The organism is Wolbachia endosymbiont (group A) of Lypha dubia (genome assembly GCF_964028575.1).
Taxonomy (GTDB): domain Bacteria; phylum Pseudomonadota; class Alphaproteobacteria; order Rickettsiales; family Anaplasmataceae; genus Wolbachia; species Wolbachia pipientis.
In genome coordinates this window covers 306,094-324,638 of sequence record NZ_OZ034796.1, presented here as the reverse complement: position 1 = coordinate 324,638, position 18,545 = coordinate 306,094, and the positions used below count along the sequence as shown (strand labels likewise).

General features: G+C 34.9%; 16 protein-coding genes, 1 tRNA gene and 1 pseudogene. 9 read left to right on the top strand and 9 right to left on the bottom strand.

What is annotated here, in order from left to right:
- Positions 1-22: 22 nt before the first annotated feature.
- Together ABWU72_RS01715 and ABWU72_RS01710 are read right to left on the bottom strand one after the other, a co-directional pair.
- On the bottom strand, positions 23-934 hold the full coding sequence (locus ABWU72_RS01715; RefSeq protein WP_083250476.1) for a cation diffusion facilitator family transporter: 912 nt from the start codon (positions 932-934) through the stop codon (positions 23-25).
- A gap of 11 nt (positions 935-945) precedes the next feature.
- A tRNA-Val gene (locus ABWU72_RS01710) sits at positions 946-1,018 on the bottom strand.
- 250 nt (positions 1,019-1,268) lie between these two features.
- Between ABWU72_RS01710 and ABWU72_RS01705 the strand changes: the two genes are divergently transcribed.
- The 5 genes from ABWU72_RS01705 (at position 1,269) to ABWU72_RS01685 (ending at position 7,574) form a co-directional block, all read left to right on the top strand.
- A complete protein-coding gene (locus tag ABWU72_RS01705) occupies positions 1,269-4,619 on the top strand; it encodes a peptidase M2 (protein ID WP_155969375.1) in 3,351 nt (1,116 codons plus the stop codon).
- 17 nt (positions 4,620-4,636) lie between these two features.
- Positions 4,637-4,867 carry a hypothetical protein gene (locus tag ABWU72_RS01700; protein WP_213863632.1) on the top strand — a complete coding sequence of 77 codons (231 nt, stop codon included), beginning with the start codon at positions 4,637-4,639 and terminating at the stop codon, positions 4,865-4,867.
- Between the two features lie 249 nt (positions 4,868-5,116).
- Positions 5,117-6,976 (top strand): collagen-like protein, encoded by a 1,860-nt coding sequence (locus ABWU72_RS01695; protein WP_353283823.1) that lies wholly within the window; start codon positions 5,117-5,119, stop codon positions 6,974-6,976.
- A 135-nt stretch (positions 6,977-7,111) separates the two neighbouring features.
- Positions 7,112-7,234 carry a hypothetical protein gene (locus ABWU72_RS01690; protein ID WP_281346863.1) on the top strand — a complete coding sequence of 41 codons (123 nt, stop codon included), beginning with the start codon at positions 7,112-7,114 and terminating at the stop codon, positions 7,232-7,234.
- Positions 7,235-7,397: 163 nt separating this feature from the next.
- Positions 7,398-7,574 (top strand): hypothetical protein, encoded by a 177-nt coding sequence (locus ABWU72_RS01685; RefSeq protein WP_155968847.1) that lies wholly within the window; start codon positions 7,398-7,400, stop codon positions 7,572-7,574.
- Positions 7,575-7,875: 301 nt separating this feature from the next.
- Here the strand turns inward: ABWU72_RS01685 and glyA are convergent, their stop codons facing one another.
- The 4 genes and pseudogenes from glyA to ABWU72_RS01665 form a co-directional block, all read right to left on the bottom strand.
- On the bottom strand, positions 7,876-9,153 hold the full coding sequence (gene glyA, locus ABWU72_RS01680; RefSeq protein ID WP_155969373.1) for a serine hydroxymethyltransferase: 1,278 nt from the start codon (positions 9,151-9,153) through the stop codon (positions 7,876-7,878).
- Between the two features lie 40 nt (positions 9,154-9,193).
- Entirely contained in the window at positions 9,194-10,414 is a 1,221-nt protein-coding gene (locus ABWU72_RS01675) for an MFS transporter (RefSeq protein ID WP_213863644.1), read from the bottom strand.
- A gap of 135 nt (positions 10,415-10,549) precedes the next feature.
- Positions 10,550-11,779, bottom strand: coding sequence for an MFS transporter (locus ABWU72_RS01670; protein WP_010962993.1), 1,230 nt, complete (start codon positions 11,777-11,779; stop codon positions 10,550-10,552).
- 75 nt (positions 11,780-11,854) lie between these two features.
- A pseudogene (locus tag ABWU72_RS01665) lies at positions 11,855-13,076 on the bottom strand (MFS transporter).
- Between the two features lie 77 nt (positions 13,077-13,153).
- On the opposite strand from ABWU72_RS01665, the gene ABWU72_RS01660 reads away from it, so the two are divergent.
- Both ABWU72_RS01660 and ABWU72_RS01655 read left to right on the top strand, forming a co-directional pair.
- On the top strand, positions 13,154-13,501 hold the full coding sequence (locus tag ABWU72_RS01660) for an IS630 transposase-related protein (RefSeq protein WP_155968342.1): 348 nt from the start codon (positions 13,154-13,156) through the stop codon (positions 13,499-13,501).
- A gap of 19 nt (positions 13,502-13,520) precedes the next feature.
- The gene (locus tag ABWU72_RS01655; RefSeq protein ID WP_155968340.1) at positions 13,521-14,012 is read left to right on the top strand and encodes an IS630 family transposase; all 492 of its coding nucleotides are present in this window, start codon (positions 13,521-13,523) and stop codon (positions 14,010-14,012) included.
- Between the two features lie 169 nt (positions 14,013-14,181).
- Here ABWU72_RS01655 and ABWU72_RS01650 read toward each other — a convergent pair whose 3' ends face one another.
- A complete protein-coding gene (locus ABWU72_RS01650; protein WP_006280042.1) occupies positions 14,182-14,343 on the bottom strand; it encodes a hypothetical protein in 162 nt (53 codons plus the stop codon).
- 142 nt (positions 14,344-14,485) lie between these two features.
- Here ABWU72_RS01650 and ABWU72_RS01645 point away from each other — a divergent pair, with 142 nt between their 5' ends.
- The gene (locus ABWU72_RS01645; protein ID WP_353283822.1) at positions 14,486-14,974 is read left to right on the top strand and encodes a hypothetical protein; all 489 of its coding nucleotides are present in this window, start codon (positions 14,486-14,488) and stop codon (positions 14,972-14,974) included.
- Positions 14,975-15,019: 45 nt separating this feature from the next.
- On the opposite strand, the gene ABWU72_RS01640 is transcribed toward ABWU72_RS01645, so the two are convergent.
- Positions 15,020-16,213 (bottom strand): pyridoxal phosphate-dependent aminotransferase, encoded by a 1,194-nt coding sequence (locus tag ABWU72_RS01640; RefSeq protein ID WP_353283821.1) that lies wholly within the window; start codon positions 16,211-16,213, stop codon positions 15,020-15,022.
- A gap of 68 nt (positions 16,214-16,281) precedes the next feature.
- Entirely contained in the window at positions 16,282-17,298 is a 1,017-nt protein-coding gene (hemE, locus tag ABWU72_RS01635) for a uroporphyrinogen decarboxylase (protein ID WP_353283820.1), read from the bottom strand.
- A gap of 402 nt (positions 17,299-17,700) precedes the next feature.
- Between hemE and ABWU72_RS01630 the strand changes: the two genes are divergently transcribed.
- On the top strand, positions 17,701-18,519 hold the full coding sequence (locus ABWU72_RS01630; protein ID WP_353283819.1) for a transporter associated domain-containing protein: 819 nt from the start codon (positions 17,701-17,703) through the stop codon (positions 18,517-18,519).
- Positions 18,520-18,545: the final 26 nt, after the last annotated feature.

Sequence of the window (18,545 nt, the reverse complement as noted above, 5' to 3'; positions counted from 1 at the left end):
AATAGCATAATAATTTAAAACGTCAATGTTTAAGTATCTTATTATCCGCACACTCATCGTATTCGATCTCGACTGTAGAGTGTGCTATCTCGAACTTATCTAGCAATATTTTTTTTATTTCATATAAAACATTGGTGTGCTGCACATTTTGCTTTATTTTAGCATGCATGGTAATTATAAAATAATTATCAGACAGCGACCATGTATGTATGTGGTGCACATCTATCACTTCAGGTAATTCTGATGTGATCTTACTTTTTATCTCTTCAGCAGATATACCCTCAGGCGTACCTTCAAGGAGTATATGGCAAGAATTTTTGAGAATTTTATAGCCGCTATTTAGAATTATCACACTAACAAATACTGATAAGATTGGATCTACTATTTGCCATCCAGTAAGCATGATAATTATAGATGCAAGTATAGCAGCTACAGAACCTAAAATATCTCCTATAACGTGTAGTACAGCACTTTTTATGTTTATATTGCTCTCGCATTTACTATGTAATATAAAAAAGACTATTATGTTAGAGACAAGACCGAGTGTAGCAATTATTAACATTACTTTCCACTCAACATTGACTGGAAAAATAAACCTCTTTATTGACTCAATTATAATGATTACTGCAATGAGGAATAGAGTTAAACCATTAACAAATGCTGCAATTATCTGCAACCGATGATATCCGTATGATCTCTGCAAATCGGATTTCTTAGCTGAAAACCTATGTGCTAACCAGCTTAAAACCAAGGCAAAGAGGTCAGTGAGCATATGCCCTGCATCTGATAATAGAGCAAGCGAATGTGAAATTATTCCACCTACTATTTCCATAAACATTGTTATCGCAACTATTATTATGGAATAGATTAAGCGCTTGGACTGCGCTGCTGAGTGTTTACCGTTATGCACTGCTGTCATATAAAATCTTTTCATAAACAAAAACGTGGGTAACACTGGGTTCGAACCAGCGACCGCTTGCACGTCAAGCAAGTGCTCTACCAACTGAGCTAATTACCCATCGTGGTTTTAGTATAGTGCTTTGGTGGAATGAAAGTCAATAAACCACTTTGCTTTTGTCCTTGTCCAATGTGATTCCGGAATATAGCTGTATAGAATTTCAGCCATATTCTAAATTTTACATATTAAGTTAACTATCTATACTTTATTTATTAAGATATAAATTATATTAATACAGGGATTTACGTTTTTTTTAGGGAAATTACTTTATGCTTGATATTGAAAGATCAGCAAATTAGAGGTTAAAATTATGACAATTAGTCAACAAGTAAATAAAAATATAATTAAAGCAGAATATTTCAACAATAACGGCAAAGGGTTTAATTCGCCACATGTTATAGAAGTTGAAGATTTAAATATTAAAGTAGAGGTTTATTCTCACAATTTAAGAGCAAGTAAAGTTGCTAACATTGAAAGTGAGATAAGAGAAACAGCTACTAATTTTAAAAACGCATTCGAGTTAGAACGCGGCAGTTCAGAACAAACATTTAAAATTTACATGTTTGATGACAAGGATGATTACACTCACCTTGGCGGAAGCGAGCGTTTCGGTTCTTACCTTGGAGACGAAGGTGGTAAATGTTACTACAAAGGGAAAGCTGACGTTTTTGCTGAAATGTACGTCTACCAGCAAGGTGGCATTCATAACCTTCAGCATGAATTTGCACATGGTTTAACTTACTTGGCTACAGGAGGCAAATCTTTACCTACAGTATTAATGGAAGGAATTGCAGACTACTTTGAGCATCATTCAGATCATAAATTCAATTCTCAAGGATCAAGTATCGACAAAACTGAAGCTGCAAATTTGGATTTAGATAAAATTTTAAGTTTAGAATACTCAAAGGACAGCGAAGCAAATAGCTTGGTTTATAAAACAGGTCATGCGTTGATAATGTACTTACAGGAAAAAGATCCTAGTTTATTAAGAGACTACCTAGATGCTTTACGTCAAGGTAACTCAGATGAGTCAAAAAGTTTCTTGAAAGACATAAAAGGACACGATACTGACTTCAAAAGTTGGCTTGCTGAGAATGATACAGAAACTGCAATGGAACATCTCAACGCTTTGCAAGTTACAAAAGGAGATTTCATAGCAATTGGTCAAGAAATAGTGGGTGGAGAAATTAAAAACGTATCCTACTATAAAGCAAATATAGAAAAAATGGATGGAGAAAACGTTGGAAGTTTTTCTCCTGTAGAACACGTTGCATTTTATGATGTTGCTCGTGCTATAAATAGGGCAACAAATGATACACTTGATATATCAAAGGAATATCATTTCCTCAAGGTAGTAAAAACTTCCGATGGACAGGATAAACTAACTTACTCTGACCAACAAGGTAATGAATATCGAAACAGTCAAGAGTATAAAAATCAGGCTTTAAGGATATTATCAAAATATGATACAGAAATTAAGAATCAGGTAGATGAATTTGATAATTTGAATAAAGAACGTGGTGAAATGTATCAAAAATATCATAAAGGAGAGATTACTATTGAAGAGTTACGTAATGAGGAAAATACAAAATACAGACCAGCATTTTTAAAGTTTGATCAACTAAAAAACAAAGCTGTTGATAAGATTGAAAATAATTCCCAAGCAGCAAAAATATTAGATGGGCTGGTCAATATCGATCCAAACTTAATCAGAGGTACTCATATTGATCCACAAGAAGGTAAGATTTTTTCTATGCAAGCTCATGGTCAAGGAGATATGGGTGCACTGTCTATATATGACGGAAATACAAAGCTTGGAGAATTATTGAGCGAATCAGGATTTTTTAAGCAAGTTGAAGGCCAAACTAAAGAAACTTTCATTTTTGAGGATATATTGCACAACTTAAATACCCAATATGATGGTGGTGCTTACATGGCAGTTACAAAAGAAAACGGTCATTATAAAGCTTCCCTAATAGATGGCAGAACAGTTGAACGTGATGAATACTTTGATGAGGCGCATTTACATGAAAATGAATTGTTGCATCCTAGCACTGGACACATCCAAAAAGATTTAGATTCTCTGCTCCTTAGAGGTACCAAAATTTTGAATCATCAGGATTCAGAGCATGCCCAATATTCTGATGAGCAAAAGGCAAATGGAGTAATCGTAGAAAAAGGAAAACTACTGGATAATAAGGGAACAGATAGGACAGACGACGATGTACACGAAGCGGTTGTAAAACAAGGAGGCGAAAATTTACATACATTCAAAAATATGGGCTTTTATATTACCGAAAAAGGTGATCTATTTATTCATGACCATGGAGCAAATGTAAGGTTTCAACTACCACAAAGTATTACTCATCTAAAATTAGTGGAAAAAGACGGAACATATAAGCTTGTTCCGGTGACGAAAGATGGAAATGAACATCCAATAGGTATGCCAAATATATCAGATGAATATAGATACATAGATCCAATATTTGCACATGAATATGAAAAGAGAGATTATTCCCATAAACATGTAAATGTGGGCCTTATAAACTTAGAGAAATATGGCTCTGGCAAACTTTTTGCTATAAAGTACGACCCAAATGATTATCACATACAAAGAAACTCCAGCGGTGAAATAGTTAGAATAAAAGATCAAACATATTTCACTAAAGTAAAATTGTTTGATGGTGATGAAGAAATTGGAATGTTGTCTAATAACTTTCACAATTTCAAAGGGAAAATATTCTTTTCTGCTGACTACAACTACAGTTATAACGATTTCCTAGCATCTGTTTCTCCTCAAGTTGAAATTGAAGATATGGGAAATGGAAGTAAAAAAATAACTTTTGATCAAGGCAGTGGCGATATCGGTGATACTAATAGAGGCTACACGGACTATCAGAGAATATTTACAAAAGAGAAACAAACCGAAAGTCCAAAAGGGCAAGTAAGTGAAACTAAGACAGAAGTTCATAGTACTACTAATGTTGTTGCACAAGCTGCTGAAGAGAAAACTGCATCAAACGACAATAGTGAAATGCAGTCTGATCAGCCACAAATTCCAACAAGGGCAAAAAGGTCAGCTTCAGTGGAGGAGAAAGAGCAAGAACAGGTAGTATTAAAAGACACAATTCTCAAAATAGAAAAGAGCTACGAGCAGGACTCAGAAGGGAAGCATAAGGCAAATGTAACGATAAATTATAATGATGTGAAAGCCTTGTATGATAGAGCGGAAGGAGCAGAAAAGCAATCTGTGTTAGATTTTTGGAACAAACTGCACACATCAGATTATAAGGTTGGTGCTTTGCCGGAAGACAAATACTATTTTGAAAAAGGCAAATTCGTAATCCACGATAGTGGCACAAAGAAGCTTATAGTGTTACCTGAAGATAAGGTGTCCATCAAGATAATGAAGGATGGTGATAGTTATAGTTTAGCTATATCAAGTGGTAATGGCAAAGTAATAAACAGCATTAGTAAAATAGATAATCCAAATTACGAATTGCTGTCAGATTCAAGTCATTTCAATTCAGGGGAGCAAGATAATATTGTATTATCAGATCAACATCACGAATATAATCTTTATCTAGAGAATGGTTTTGTGAAAATGTTCGATTGCGCAAGCGATCACATTTATCACGACCACAACTCGGCCTATATCTAATACATACAAGGAGGGCAGTGCCCTCTTCTTGTCATTCCAGTGTCAAGCACTGCCGTCTTGGATGGAAACCAGCGTCACGCCCTGGAATGACAGGGTTTGTCATCCGAGTAGCCCCTTCGGTGTCATCCCAGTGCTTGACACTGGGATGGCTTTGTTGCATCGCTACTTATGAAAGGCTAACTATAGTTAGGATTATAAGCAACCTATTGAAAATCTTGTTTTTTTGCAATCAATCTGATCAAATTTAAGAATAGTAATTTGTTATTTATATTAATAAATTTAATTCTATTGAAAATAGCTAAAGCATTGAAATTCTTGAATTTTAGCCGGATTGGTAAATGGTAGTGAAATTTCTTTTACTCAAATTTAGGTATTCATTGACCGTTCTTGTTATAAATACCAGAATAATAAGCTACTGATATTCCCTATCTTTTTTATCTTTAATCCATCATAGCTAGCGATGCAACAAAGCCCACTGGGATCCAGAAAAATTGATTGTGCACTATACAACATTTTCGATCAAACCAGTGTCAGCTACTTGCATGACATCATCTGCTACACACTTGGATTACAAGAGGAGAATTCTGAAACAACAAGTTTCAGGGAAGTCTTATGCAAAATCTAGCATTTACGGAAATTATATTATTTTTATGCACTCTATGGTTTTTATAATCAATGGAGAGTGTGATATGACGTTAGATGAACCTTTAGAAGAATCACTCATAAACAATAATGATTTTGTAAATGCTCTATTAGCAAAGCTCAAAGCAGGGGCTGATGATAATGGTGTTTATACTAAAAAAGGTGTGGATGATGAGTTGAAAAAGAAAGCTGACACAGCCGCTCTAGCTAACAAAGCTGACAAGAATTACGTCGATACTGAGCTAGGAAAGAAAGCTAATTCAGCTGATTTAGCAGCTAAAGCTAACACTGCAGACGTTTACACTAAAAAAAATGTAGATGATGAGTTGGCAAAAAAAGCTGACACAGCCGCTCTAGCTAACAAAGCTGACAAGAATTACGTCGATACTGAGCTAGGAAAGAAAGCTGGTGCAGCTGATCTAGCCAACAAAGCTAATACTGCAGATGTTTACACTAAAAAAAATGTAGATGATGAGTTGGCAAAAAAAGCTGATACAGCCGCTCTAGCTGACAAAACTGACAAGAATTACGTCGATACTGAGCTAGGAAAGAAAGCTAATTCAGCTGATTTAGCAGCTAAAGCTAACACTGCAGACGTTTACACTAAAAAAAATGTAGATGATGAGTTGGCAAAAAAAGCTGACACAGCCGCTCTAGCTAACAAAGCTGACAAGAATTACGTCGATACTGAGCTAGGAAAGAAAGCTGGTGCAGCTGATCTAGCCAACAAAGCTAATACTGCAGATGTTTACACTAAAAAAAATGTAGATGATGAGTTGGCAAAAAAAGCTGACACAGCCGCTCTAGCTGACAAAACTGACAAGAATTACGTCGATACTGAGCTAGGAAAGAAAGCTAATTCAGCTGATTTAGCAGCTAAAGCTAACACTGCAGACGTTTACACTAAAAAAAATGTAGATGATGAGTTGGCAAAAAAAGCTGACACAGCCGCTCTAGCTAACAAAGCTGACAAGAATTACGTCGATACTGAGCTAGGAAAGAAAGCTAATTCAGCTGATTTAGCAGCTAAAGCTAACACTGCAGACGTTTACACTAAAAAAAATGTAGATGATGAGTTGGCAAAAAAAGCTGACACAGCCGCTCTAGCTAACAAAGCTGACAAGAATTACGTCGATACTGAGCTAGGAAAGAAAGCTAATACTGCAGATGTTTACACTAAAACTGCTGCTGATACTGCTTTTGCTAAAATCAATGCTTCCAACCTTATAGAGGCAGTAAACAAAAAAGCTTTCGCGAAAGCTATACTTCCTGCAAAAGACGGCGACAAATCAATTCTAGTGGATAAATTAGGAGAATTCCTTGATAACTCTACTGACAATAAGTATGGTGCCAAAAGTGATCAAACAGCAAAGGTGTTCTTAGGAGGTAAAGGGCTAAAGGGAGATCAAGGAAACACCGGGCCAAAAGGAGAGAAAGGGGATACTGGTCTTAAAGGAGCAGATGGAGCTCAAGGCCCAAAAGGAGATAAAGGAGACACCGGGCTAAAAGGAGAGAAAGGGGATACTGGTCTTAAAGGAGCAGATGGAACAAGTCCATCAGCTGATGAAATAGCTGCTGAGAAAGCCTTACAAGAGCATGTAACAAAGATAAGCATAGAAAGTCCAGAATTTAAAAGAGCTGTGCAAGAGGAAATGTCACAACCGTATTTTGAGCCTCCAACAAGTGATGATGCTGCACTTAATTGGACTTGGTAATCCAGCGCTAGATCCAAGTAGTCACGCTACTTGGATAACAGGATAGGGAAACTGGGATAACATTCCGCTACGTCATTCCAGCGCGTGACCAGGTCTTTTTAGCTATCATAGGATGACAGAAGCAGACACTCCACTTTGTCATTCCAGTGCCTCCTTCTCCTGTCATCCCAGTGCCTTCTTCTTGTCATCCCAGTGCCCAGACTACTTGGATCCAGGAAAAAGAATGGTGTCATCCAAGTAGCTGACACTGGGATCTAGCAAGCTTTGCTTGCAAATAAGTCTAATACGCGTCGCGTTTTATGCCAAAACACAATTGGAGTTACATGCAAAATAGATCCCAGTGTCAGCTACTCGGATGACAAAAAAAGGAGCACTGGGATGACGATTGTCGTTTAGCCACAAACATTAAGAAATTTACCAAATGAAAAAAAAGGCAAAAGAAGCCCTGGGGTTATTATCCGCTTTAAAATATTGGCGTTTTTTATGTTTTAAACGCTTGACAAGCGAAATTCAGCTGCTTTTAATTGCAACTAACTTACGCTGCAAATGTTTAAGAAATTTACTAAGCAGAAAAAAAGACAAAGAATCCCCGAGTTAGCTAGTCTTTTACTATCTCTGTCGAGTATTGGCATTTTTTGATGTCTTGTAACGCTTTATAAGCGCGTTCAGCTTATTTAGATAAAAATCTAGATGTAGATGAAGTTTTGTAAAGACATACAGTATCTATATACTGCAAAAAATTGAACATAAGACGCCGATACATTAAGTAATCCTTACCTTTTAATCTGCAGATTGGCGAAAGCAAATACAATAGCTTCACTATCATGATAAGTGGGCTGGCGAAGGGTGTCAAGTAAGTTTTTTCGTTTCTACCAGCTACTTGGATGACACCACATAAATTAATAAATAGGAAAATTACTACAAATCTTTTCAACTTTAGTTTTCACCGTTCTTTCAATATCAGGGCTATTTCCGCTGATTAATCCTTGAATTACTTCATTTATTAGGCCGGCTATTTCTTTAAAATTTTCTGCCTCAAGCCCGCGTGTTGTCTCAGCAGCGGTGCCAAAACGGAGCCCTGAGGTGATGGTTGGCTTTTCTGTGTCAAATGGTACAGAGTTTTTATTGCAGGTAATACCGGCTCTCTCAAGGCTATCTACAACGTCTTTTCCAGTTAATTTCTGCGATCTTAAGTCAACTAGCACTATATGAGAGTCAGTGCCACCGGTTATAATGTCGAGTCCATGCTTTTGCAATTCTTGAGCTAGTACTTTCGCATTTTCCACGACTTTCTTGCTATAAGTTTTAAACTCTGGCGCTAACGCTTCTTTAAATGCAACAGCTTTTGCAGCTATCACATGCATAAGTGGCCCGCCCTGCAATCCTGGAAAAACTGCAGATTGAATTTTTTTGTGTAATGCTTCATCATTGGTCATCACTATTCCACCACGAGGACCACGCAAAGTTTTGTGAGTTGTGGAAGTCATAACATGTGCATATTCAGCAGGGGATGGATATTCGCCCGCTGCAATAAGCCCTGCATAGTGAGCAATGTCTGCAAGCAAATAAGCACCAACTTTATCTGCAATCTCGCGAAAGCGTTTGAAGTCCATTTTTCTTGGATAAGCAGAAGCACCAGCTATGATCAATTTCGGTTTATGCTCCAGCGCCAGCTTTTCTATCTCATCCATATTGAGCAGATAAGTGTCTTTATTTACTGTATATTGAATCGACTTAAACCATTTACCAGAAAGGCTTGGTGCCGCACCATGAGTTAGATGCCCACCGCAATTCAGTGACAATCCAAGTATCGTATCACCTGGAGTAAGCAGTGAAGCAAATACCGCCTGGTTTGCCTGAGAACCAGAATGAGGTTGAACGTTTGCAAATTTAACACCAAACAACTTACAAAGTCTTTCTATAGCCAGACTTTCAATTTTGTCCACATGCTCACAACCACAGTAATATCTTCTGCCTGGATAACCTTCTGCGTATTTATTAGTCAGAAAAGAGCCTTGTGCCTCCATTACCGCTTTGCTTGCAAAATTTTCTGATGCAATTAGTTGCAGTTGTGATCTTTGGCGTTGCAATTCTTTTTCTATAGACTGATAAACCTCGTTATCAAAAGACTTTAAACTATTTTTAGAGCCACAGATTTTTTTTAAAACACTCATCATAGATCAAACCTCGCTTTAATTTTAAGATGCACAAGCAATTTTAAGACTGCTTATCCTGCTTTTTTAACCATAAGAGCCCAAAAACAGCTATTAGCAAACATACAGGAATAATAGATGTTGCTTTTATCAGCAATTCAGCACCATACACAGGATTTCCTTGTATCACTGTCCTATCCCAACACAAATCTATTATTTTTGCGATCCCAGTGTGAAAAAAATAGCCAAAAACCATGACTATCATATTTGACACAGCTGTAGTTAATCCTATTAAGTTATTATTTACATAACTTAATGCTTTGTACAGTGTTACTATTTGATATCCAGAAGCGAAACCTATAACAAGAAGTGCAGGCAATACAATATACAATCCGCCAGCCTGTGTAAAAAGTAAAAGGAAACTAGCAATCATTGCAAAGGAACAGACAATAATAACTTCATAATGTCTATTTGGATATTTTTCTAATATGTGAGCAAAAGAGAGCAATCCAGCTGCAAATCCTACATATATAACAGAAGAAATTGAAGACGCTAGATCACCGGCCATTTGATATACCTCACATAAAAAAGCTTTTGTCCAAGCATCAGCAAAACCTTCTAGTGGACCTACCATTAAGCCACCAAAAAAACTAATTAGAATGATATATTTATTGAAAAGCACAGTTTTTAGATCCTTCATGCTAATTTTTTCTTTTCGAAAGTCGTAAGCATTGTAAGGAATAACTAAAAATAAAGATAAAGCGAGTAAGAAACCAAACCCTGAAAGAATATAAATTACGTAATTCCAACCAAACTCATCAAGCAAAAGTTCTATTGGTAGACCACCATATATTGCCCCTAATAGCCCTATAATAACAGATATGCTTGCCATTTTTGCTGATTTTTCTCGCGGAAAATACATACTGGCAACTTTAAATACTCCTATTACTGACGCAGACGAGCCAATCCCAACAATTATTCTACCTAATACTGAATAATACCACTCATCAAAGCACACAAGAGGTAATGTTCCAATAGATACCAAGACAGCACAAATAGGTAAAACAATTTTTGGACCGAATCTATCAAAACAAAGACCAACAGGGATATGAACTAGTGTAAATCCCACATAGTAGAGACCATTAAATTGCCCTAAATCTGCAATGCTTATATTAAATTTTGTTATTAATACAGGCGCAATTATGTTTGGCATGACACGTAACACATACTGGTATGCATAGAAAAGAGATACTATCAACCATACAAAAAAATTACTTTTCGACATACCTACCACCTAATAAAACCCTATTACAATTAAAACAAAAATATCAAAGTAAAATAAAGTATTATATTTCATAATAACAAGAGCCTTAAATTAGTACATCTAACGATTTTATCATACGAGCCTTCGATAAATTATCTACTTATTACAATCAACTTCTCTAAAATCTTTATTTTTTAACCATAAGAGCCCAAAAACAGCCACCAGCAAACATACAGGAATAACTGATGTTGCTTTTATCAGCAATTCAGCACCATACACAGGATTTCCTTGTATTATTGTTCTATCCCAACACAAATCTACTATTTTTGCGATCCCAGTGTGAAAAAAATAGCCAAAAACCATAACTATCATGTTTGACACAGCTGTAGCCAGGCCTACTAAGTTATTATTTACATAACTTATCGCTTTGTAAATGGTAACCACCTGATATCCAGATGTGAAGCCAATAATAAAAAGCGTAGGTAATACAACATACAAGCCACCAATCTGAGTAAAAAGCAAAAGAAAACTAGCGATCATTGCAAATGAGCATGCAATTATTACTTCATAATGCTTATTTTTATATTTTTCCAATAAATAAGCCAAAGAGAATGATCCTGTTAACATTCCTATCAATATTACGGAAGAGAGAGAAGATGCCAAGTCTTCATTCATTTTATATACTTCAAAAAAGAATGCTTTCACCCAACCATCGGCAAAACCTTGCATTGGACCGACCATGAGTCCACCAAAAAAGCTAATTAGAATAATATGCTTGTTGAAAAGTATGTTTTTTAAGTCTCTAATGCTAACTTTTTCCTGTTGAGCATTGCTTTCAGGCGTTACTAAGAACAGCAACAGAGCAAGTAAACACCCAAATGCTGAGAATGTATAGATAACATAATTCCAGCCAAATTTATCGAGTAAGAAGTCTAAAGGTAACCCGCCACATATCCCTCCCAAAATTCCTATAATTATAGATAAGCTGGCCATTCTTGCTGATTTTTCTTGCGCAAAATACATGCTTGCAACTTTAAAGATTCCAATTGCCGAAGCGGATGACCCAATTCCCACAATTATTCTTCCAATTATTGAATAACTCCACTCATCAAAGCATATAAGCGGTAGTGTTCCGGTAAATGTCAAAACGGTACAAGCAGGTAAAACAAACTTTGGTCCAAATCTATCAAGGAAAAGACCAATAGGTATATGAGCTAGCGTATAGCCTACATAGTATAACCCACCAAACTGGCCAACATCTGCAATACTTATGTTAAATTTTGTTATTAATTCAGGCGCAATTATGTTTGGAATTACGCGTAATATATATTGGTATGCATAAAACAGTGACGTCAACAACCAGATTAAAAAATTCCTCTGCAACATGAATCTCAGCTAAAATTTAGGATTATAGATACTTTAGTTATAAAAAACAATACTATATTAATCATCTAAATCTGCTTAGCTCTTTTTACAGCTTATAACTTTAAGTAACCAAAAGCCTATCATTCCTATTAGTAGGCATATAGGTATTATTAACATAGACTTAACCATTACATCAGTTCCATAAAATGGCTTTCCATCGATAATTTCACCGTTCCAATAAAAATTCATTATATTTGCAATAATGACGTGAAAAAAATAACCAAAACTCATAACTATGGAATTACCTACAGATCCTGCACTTGCTACTGCTTCGTTTTTTACACAACTTACAACTTTAGCAGTAAAAACAATTTGGTATGCAGAAGCAAGACCAATAATGAATAGTAATATACATGCCAGGAGTTCACTAATATTGCATATAAAAAGTAATAAGAACACAATTATCATGGCCATAGCACAAGAAATTATTATTTCATAGTGCTTGGTTGGATTTTTTGCTAATATGTAAGGAAGTAATAAATGCCCAAAGCCAAAGCCTATTAGTATCCATTTTGAAATGCTATATGCAATGTGTCTATCTATAGCGTACATCTCATGCAAGAATGTTGCGGACCACGCATCTGCAAAGCCTTCTAATGGTCCAACCATAAAACCGCCAAACAAACCTATCAATAAAATATCTTTATTAAATATAACTTTGCTTAAATTTTTAATATTTAATATTTAATTCTTCGTCTGAGGTGCCAACTTTAGGTATAGATATAAAGGTAGTTAAAGCAAGCAATAATCCAAGCATTATACACACAGTAAATAAATAATCCCACCCAAACTTATCAAGTAAGACATGTAATGGTTTGGTGGCAAATACACCACCTGAAATGCCAATAATAACCGATATGCTGAACATCATGGCAAATTTTTCTCTATGGTAATAGATTCTTATTATTTTAAAGAGTCCAAGTACTGAAGCAGAGGATCCAATACCAGTAATTATTCTTCCAATAATAGAATAACTCCAATCATTAGAACTGACTAAAGGTAAAGCACCTAAAGATGTTAATGCAATACAAATCGGTATAACAACTTTAGAACCAAATCTATCTAAAAGAATACCTACAGGAATATGTGCTAACACATAACCTACATAATACAGTCCACAAAATTGTCCTATTTCTGTTGTTCCTATATTAAACCTTACTACCAATTCAGGAATTATAATATTTGGAATTACGCGTAATATATATTGGTATGCATAAAACAGTGACGCCAACAACCAGATTAAAAAATTCCTCTGCAATACTTTACCCCAAAGCTAGCATTATATAGTACTTCCCAAAGTAAATGATAAAGGTATAATAAGCTATTTGAGTTATAATGGCGTATAGTGTGGATTTAAGGGAAAGGGCAGTATCGATGATAGAAAAAGGGAAGTCAAAGGTTGAGGTGGCAGAGCTTTTGGAGATAGGAATAGCAACTCTGTACCGCTGGTTAAGAAAGAAAGCCGCTGGTGAAAGCCTAAGGCCATCGAAAAACGGCAGCTTTATTCGAAAAATAGACCCAAAAATACTCGAAGAATATGTTAAAAAGAATCCAGATCATACGCTGGCAGAGATGAAACAAAATCTTGGATTTGGAATAAATTCAATTTGGTATAGGCTGAAACAGCTAAGAATTACTTTAAAAAAAAGTTACACTATATCAAGAGCGCAATCAAGAAGATAGGCAGCGATTTACCGATAAAATCTCAAAAATAGACCATTCCAGCATCTTATATATAGATGAAGCAGGAGTTGATAATAGGTTATACCGAGAGTATGGACGTGCTCCAATAGGAAAGAAAATTTATGCAGATATTCCAGGAAGAAAACGAGAGAGAATCAGTATAATAGGCGGGTGGATTGGAAAGAGATTTATTGCACCAATGACTTTCAAAGGTGGGTGTGACAAAGAGGTATTCAATACATGGTTAGAGAAGATGTTATTACCTAAATTGCCACATGGTACTACAATAGTTATGGACAATGCCACATTCCATAAAACTCCCAAAACAAAGGAGTTAATAGATAATGCTAGATGCCGTTTGCTCTATCTACCAACATATTCACCAGATTTGAACCCTATAGAGCATTGTTGGAATACCATCAAAAGCCGCCTCAGACCTTTAATGCATAAATATACAGACTTACAACTTTTGGTTGGTAATACCATAATGGAAATTTATCATTCATTTTAGAAAATACTATAGATACTCTGTTTATAGAAAACAATATTTTTATGAATACTTATTTTAATTTACCGGAATTTTATACAGTTGAACTCATAGCCAACATAAGTAGTTTATGCATTAACTAAATTTTCCAGGTTCAAGTTTGGATGATGGAAAAAGTTCACTTTTTCTATTTTTAAAAGAGACCTTTTATTTTACTTATAATTTTTTCTACCATATCTACAACTGGCTCATGAATAAGGTATATGAAAAAAATTACACCACAAATGATAAGTATATTTATGATTTTACCCTTATTCATCTTTATCTTGAGCTTCACTTTTGTTACAAGATCCATTTTATTTATGTTTTTATTTCATGCTGACAATTATATCTTAAATACCATAATTTTCAGTAAAATTTGACTTCAGAAGTATTCTATTAATTCAATATTAACCTTTTTATGTGTAAAATAGTTAATATAATATTAAAGCAGGCTGATGAATATAAGCACGATAGATAATACGCTGCAAAATTACATAACAAAATACATTGAACAAACATTCGCTACACACGTGCTAGGCAATAGATACGACAAATTGTATAGGAAACTTCTAAGTGGTATAGAAGAGATAATAAAGCTTGCTGTAAATGAAGCAAAACACTACGATGAAAATTTAGAAGATCTATATAACGATTCAAGATTTAATAAGAAATTTATTCAAGCTGTTACTAAACATCAGGTGTCGGAATTTTTAAATACTTATCCGAAAAGAAAAGAAATTGTTGCAGAATTTTACAATGAACATCACATTAACGAAAGTGATTTAAAGACTCTGGAAAAGGGGAAAGATTTAGTAAATAAAATAAATAACATTAACTTACTGCAACAAAATGAAAAAAATGAGGAATTCAATATTAGAAAGACACTTGCTCAATCAATAAAAATGCCTTCCATAGAAAAACACAAGTTAGAACATTCAAAATAACCTTGGCGAAGTATGGCAAAATATACAACTTATGGATAGTCTATTTCATTTTAACTCCTGGCACGCTTTAGTAATACTATCACATCCAATTTCTAATTGTTCCTGAGAGGTTGCATAAGAAATTCTGATAAAATTTTCTAGACCAAATGCAATTCCTGGAACCACAGCAACCAAATGATCTCCCAGTAAGTATTCAGTAAAATCTAAATCATTATTTATTATCTTATCACTTTTTGTGCTTTTACTGAGCAATCCTTCACATGAGACAAATAAATAAAACGCACCTTGTGGAACAGACGCTGATAATCCCGGGGCAGAATTTAGCTCTTTCACCATAAAATCTCTACGACTCTTAAAAATCCTTGTTCTTTCTTTCAAAAAACTATGATCACCGTTTAATGCTGCTGCTGCTGCTGCTTGTGCTATCGAATTTGGATTAGAAGTGCTTTGAGACTGCAGCGTAGAGATAGCTTTTACCACATCACTTCTACCTGCAATATACCCTATTCTCCAGCCTGTCATTGCATAGGCTTTTGATACTCCATTGACTACAAAAACTCTATCATAAAGCTTCGGCTCAACCTGAGCGATAGTAAAAAACTTTTCGTCGTATATTATATGCTCATAAATATCATCTGTAACGACATTCATATGTGGATATTCAAGCAATATTTGTGCTATGTCTTTCAATTCATCACATGTGTACACAGCTCCTGCAGGGTTGTTCGGTGAGTTAAGAATTAACCATTTAGTTTTTTTAGTTATCCTGCTTTTCAATAATTCCGCTGTCAGTTTAAAATTTTGTTTGCATTCTACTACAACTGGCAAGCCGCCAAAAAGACTTACCATATCAACATATGAAACCCAATAAGGAGCTGGAATAATAACTTCATCTCCAGAGTTAATTGTTGCCATGAACAAATTGAATAACACCTGCTTAGCACCTGTACCAACACAGATTTGGTTAAGCGTGTACTCGAGGTTATTATCCTTTCTTAACTTATTAATTATTGCTTCTTTCAGCTCACGCGTTCCATCAACAGCAGTATATTTAGTCTTACCTTCACTTATTGCTTGAATAGCTGCTTTTTTTATATGATCTGGAGTATCAAAATCCGGTTCTCCTGCAGCTAAAACACAGATCTTTTTTCCTTCATTTTTCAACTTATTTGCCTTATCAGTTACAGCAATCGTAGGTGATGGTTTTATTAGGGACATTCTTTTTGCAAGGTCTGACATATCTTACTGAAGCTAAATTCAAATGATAAACCCCGTACAACAAAAAAGCTAGAATTTTGTGTATTGTATTAGTAGCTTTTTACCAGGTTTACCAACGCAGCAATATTTTCAACTGGAGTATCAGGGAGTACTCCATGTCCGAGATTAAATATGAAGGGTAAATCTCTAAAGCAATCTATTATACGTTTTGCTTCTTTGATTGCTTCCGTTTTATTATAGGCTAAAAGATTAGGATCAAGGTTTCCTTGTAGAGGGATGTTTAGATTCGCTTTCGCCCATTTTATTGGAACATTATAATCTATACTTACTGCAGATACACCTGTTTGTTCGCAGTAATCTTTATAAAGATTTCCAGCAGACCTTGGAAAACCTATTATTGGAAAATCAGAAAATCTATCCTTTATTGCCAAGATAATTCTCTTTGTTGGTTCGATAACATATTCTTTAAACAATGGTTCCGATAACGCACCAGCATTACTGTCAAATAGCTGAATAACATCTGCTCCAAATTCTATCTGTTTAATTAGATAAATAATCGTTACTTCCGTTATTCGTTCAATTATTTCCTTCAAACACGAAGGATAAAAATTTAATACTTTGGAAAAAGTTTTGCTGCTCCCACCTTCTATGATGTATGAGGCTACTGTCCATGGTCCACCAGCAAATCCTATGAGAGATTTTTCTTTTGGTAATTGGCTTCTGACTTTTTTTATAGCGTTTAGAATTGGTAAGGTTTTAGTTTCAATTTCTTGTGGACCCTTCAATTCCTTAGGACTTTCCACGGGTTTTATTATTGGACCTACACCGCGTACGAAATTCACGTCACAACCCAAAACATCAGCTATTATTAAAATGTCTGAAAAAATTATCGCCGCATCCATGTCAAATCTTGTCACCGGCTGTAACGTCAATTCTGTCACTAAATCTGTGTTGCAGCATATCTCCATAAAATTATTCATATTTTCTACTGCTTTGCGGTACTCAGGAAGAGACCTGCCAGCCTGACGCATTAGCCAGATAGGCACTCTTCCACCCGGCTTATTTCTCTTAATAATTTTCGCTATTGTTGTTTTGCCGCTTTCCAATCTATTCTATTTATTCTTTTGTATATTAAAGTATAGTAATAATAATAGTTCTATCAATAACTTGTTACTAACTTAAAATTCAGTAAAAATTGGCGTTGTTCAACTTGTGGATAAATATGTGAGTAACTTTCGTATATTATTGATTTTCTGTTATGATTTATGTGTATAAGTAAGGTGTTTAGAGTGTTAGTAATTTTCTTTTATGGAAAATACTTTACCATCATGCATTGTTACACAACTATGTATATGTTGTTGAAAAAGTTGTTGATCAATTGTTGGTATTTTATATCAACAAATAATTCACAAATTAATTTGACATTATTCACATGCTTATTAAACATTTAATAACAGTTTTCTTGATAAATCTAATCTGAAAACGTTTTTGCCATTACAGGGAATAAATTGAGTAAAAAAAGAACCTTAGTAGAAAAAATAGCATATAGAATTTTTCTCTTCCTTTTCAAAAAAGCTTCTGTGTTGAAAAAGTGTGCGACTGAGGCATTAATGAAAGATCTGCCAGACCTTGATATATTTAATGGTCTATTAAAATTCCGCGATTGTGGTATAATGGATATAATGACTCCACGTACAGAGATATGCGCAGTAGACATTGAGTCAAGCGAGCGTGAAATAATAAAGAAGATAAAAAACACTTGCCACACTAAAATACCAATTTATAAAAATAACTTTGATAACGTAATAGGCTTTTTTTATGTAAAAGATGTTATTTTTAATAGGGATAAAAATTTTAATCTGAAACATATTATACAAAGCGTAATATTTGTTCCACCCTCGATGAAGACAACTAATCTTTTTGTTAGGATGAACTCTTCTAAATCATGCTTAGCTATCGTATTGGATGAATATGGTGGAACTGATGGTTTAATTTCAATGACTGATCTTATAGAGGAACTAATACCAAACATTGATAGTGAAAACGAAATAAATTCAGAATATACCATTACTGAATTGTCTCAAAATAAGTTTGAAGTATCAGCAAGGGCTCTTATAAAAGATATAGAAGAGGATCTAAAAATAGAATTACGTGACCCTGAAGAAGACTATGTTACACTTGGTGGTTTGATTCTTTCGATTGCTGGTAAAGTACCTTCTGTAGATGAAGTCATTAAATATAAAAATGGTATGAAGTTTATCATCAAAGATGCAAATGAGCGCTACATTAATAAAATAGTACTAGACTTAAGTGATTACAAAAATTAGATTTGGTACCCCTTGTCGGGGAATGC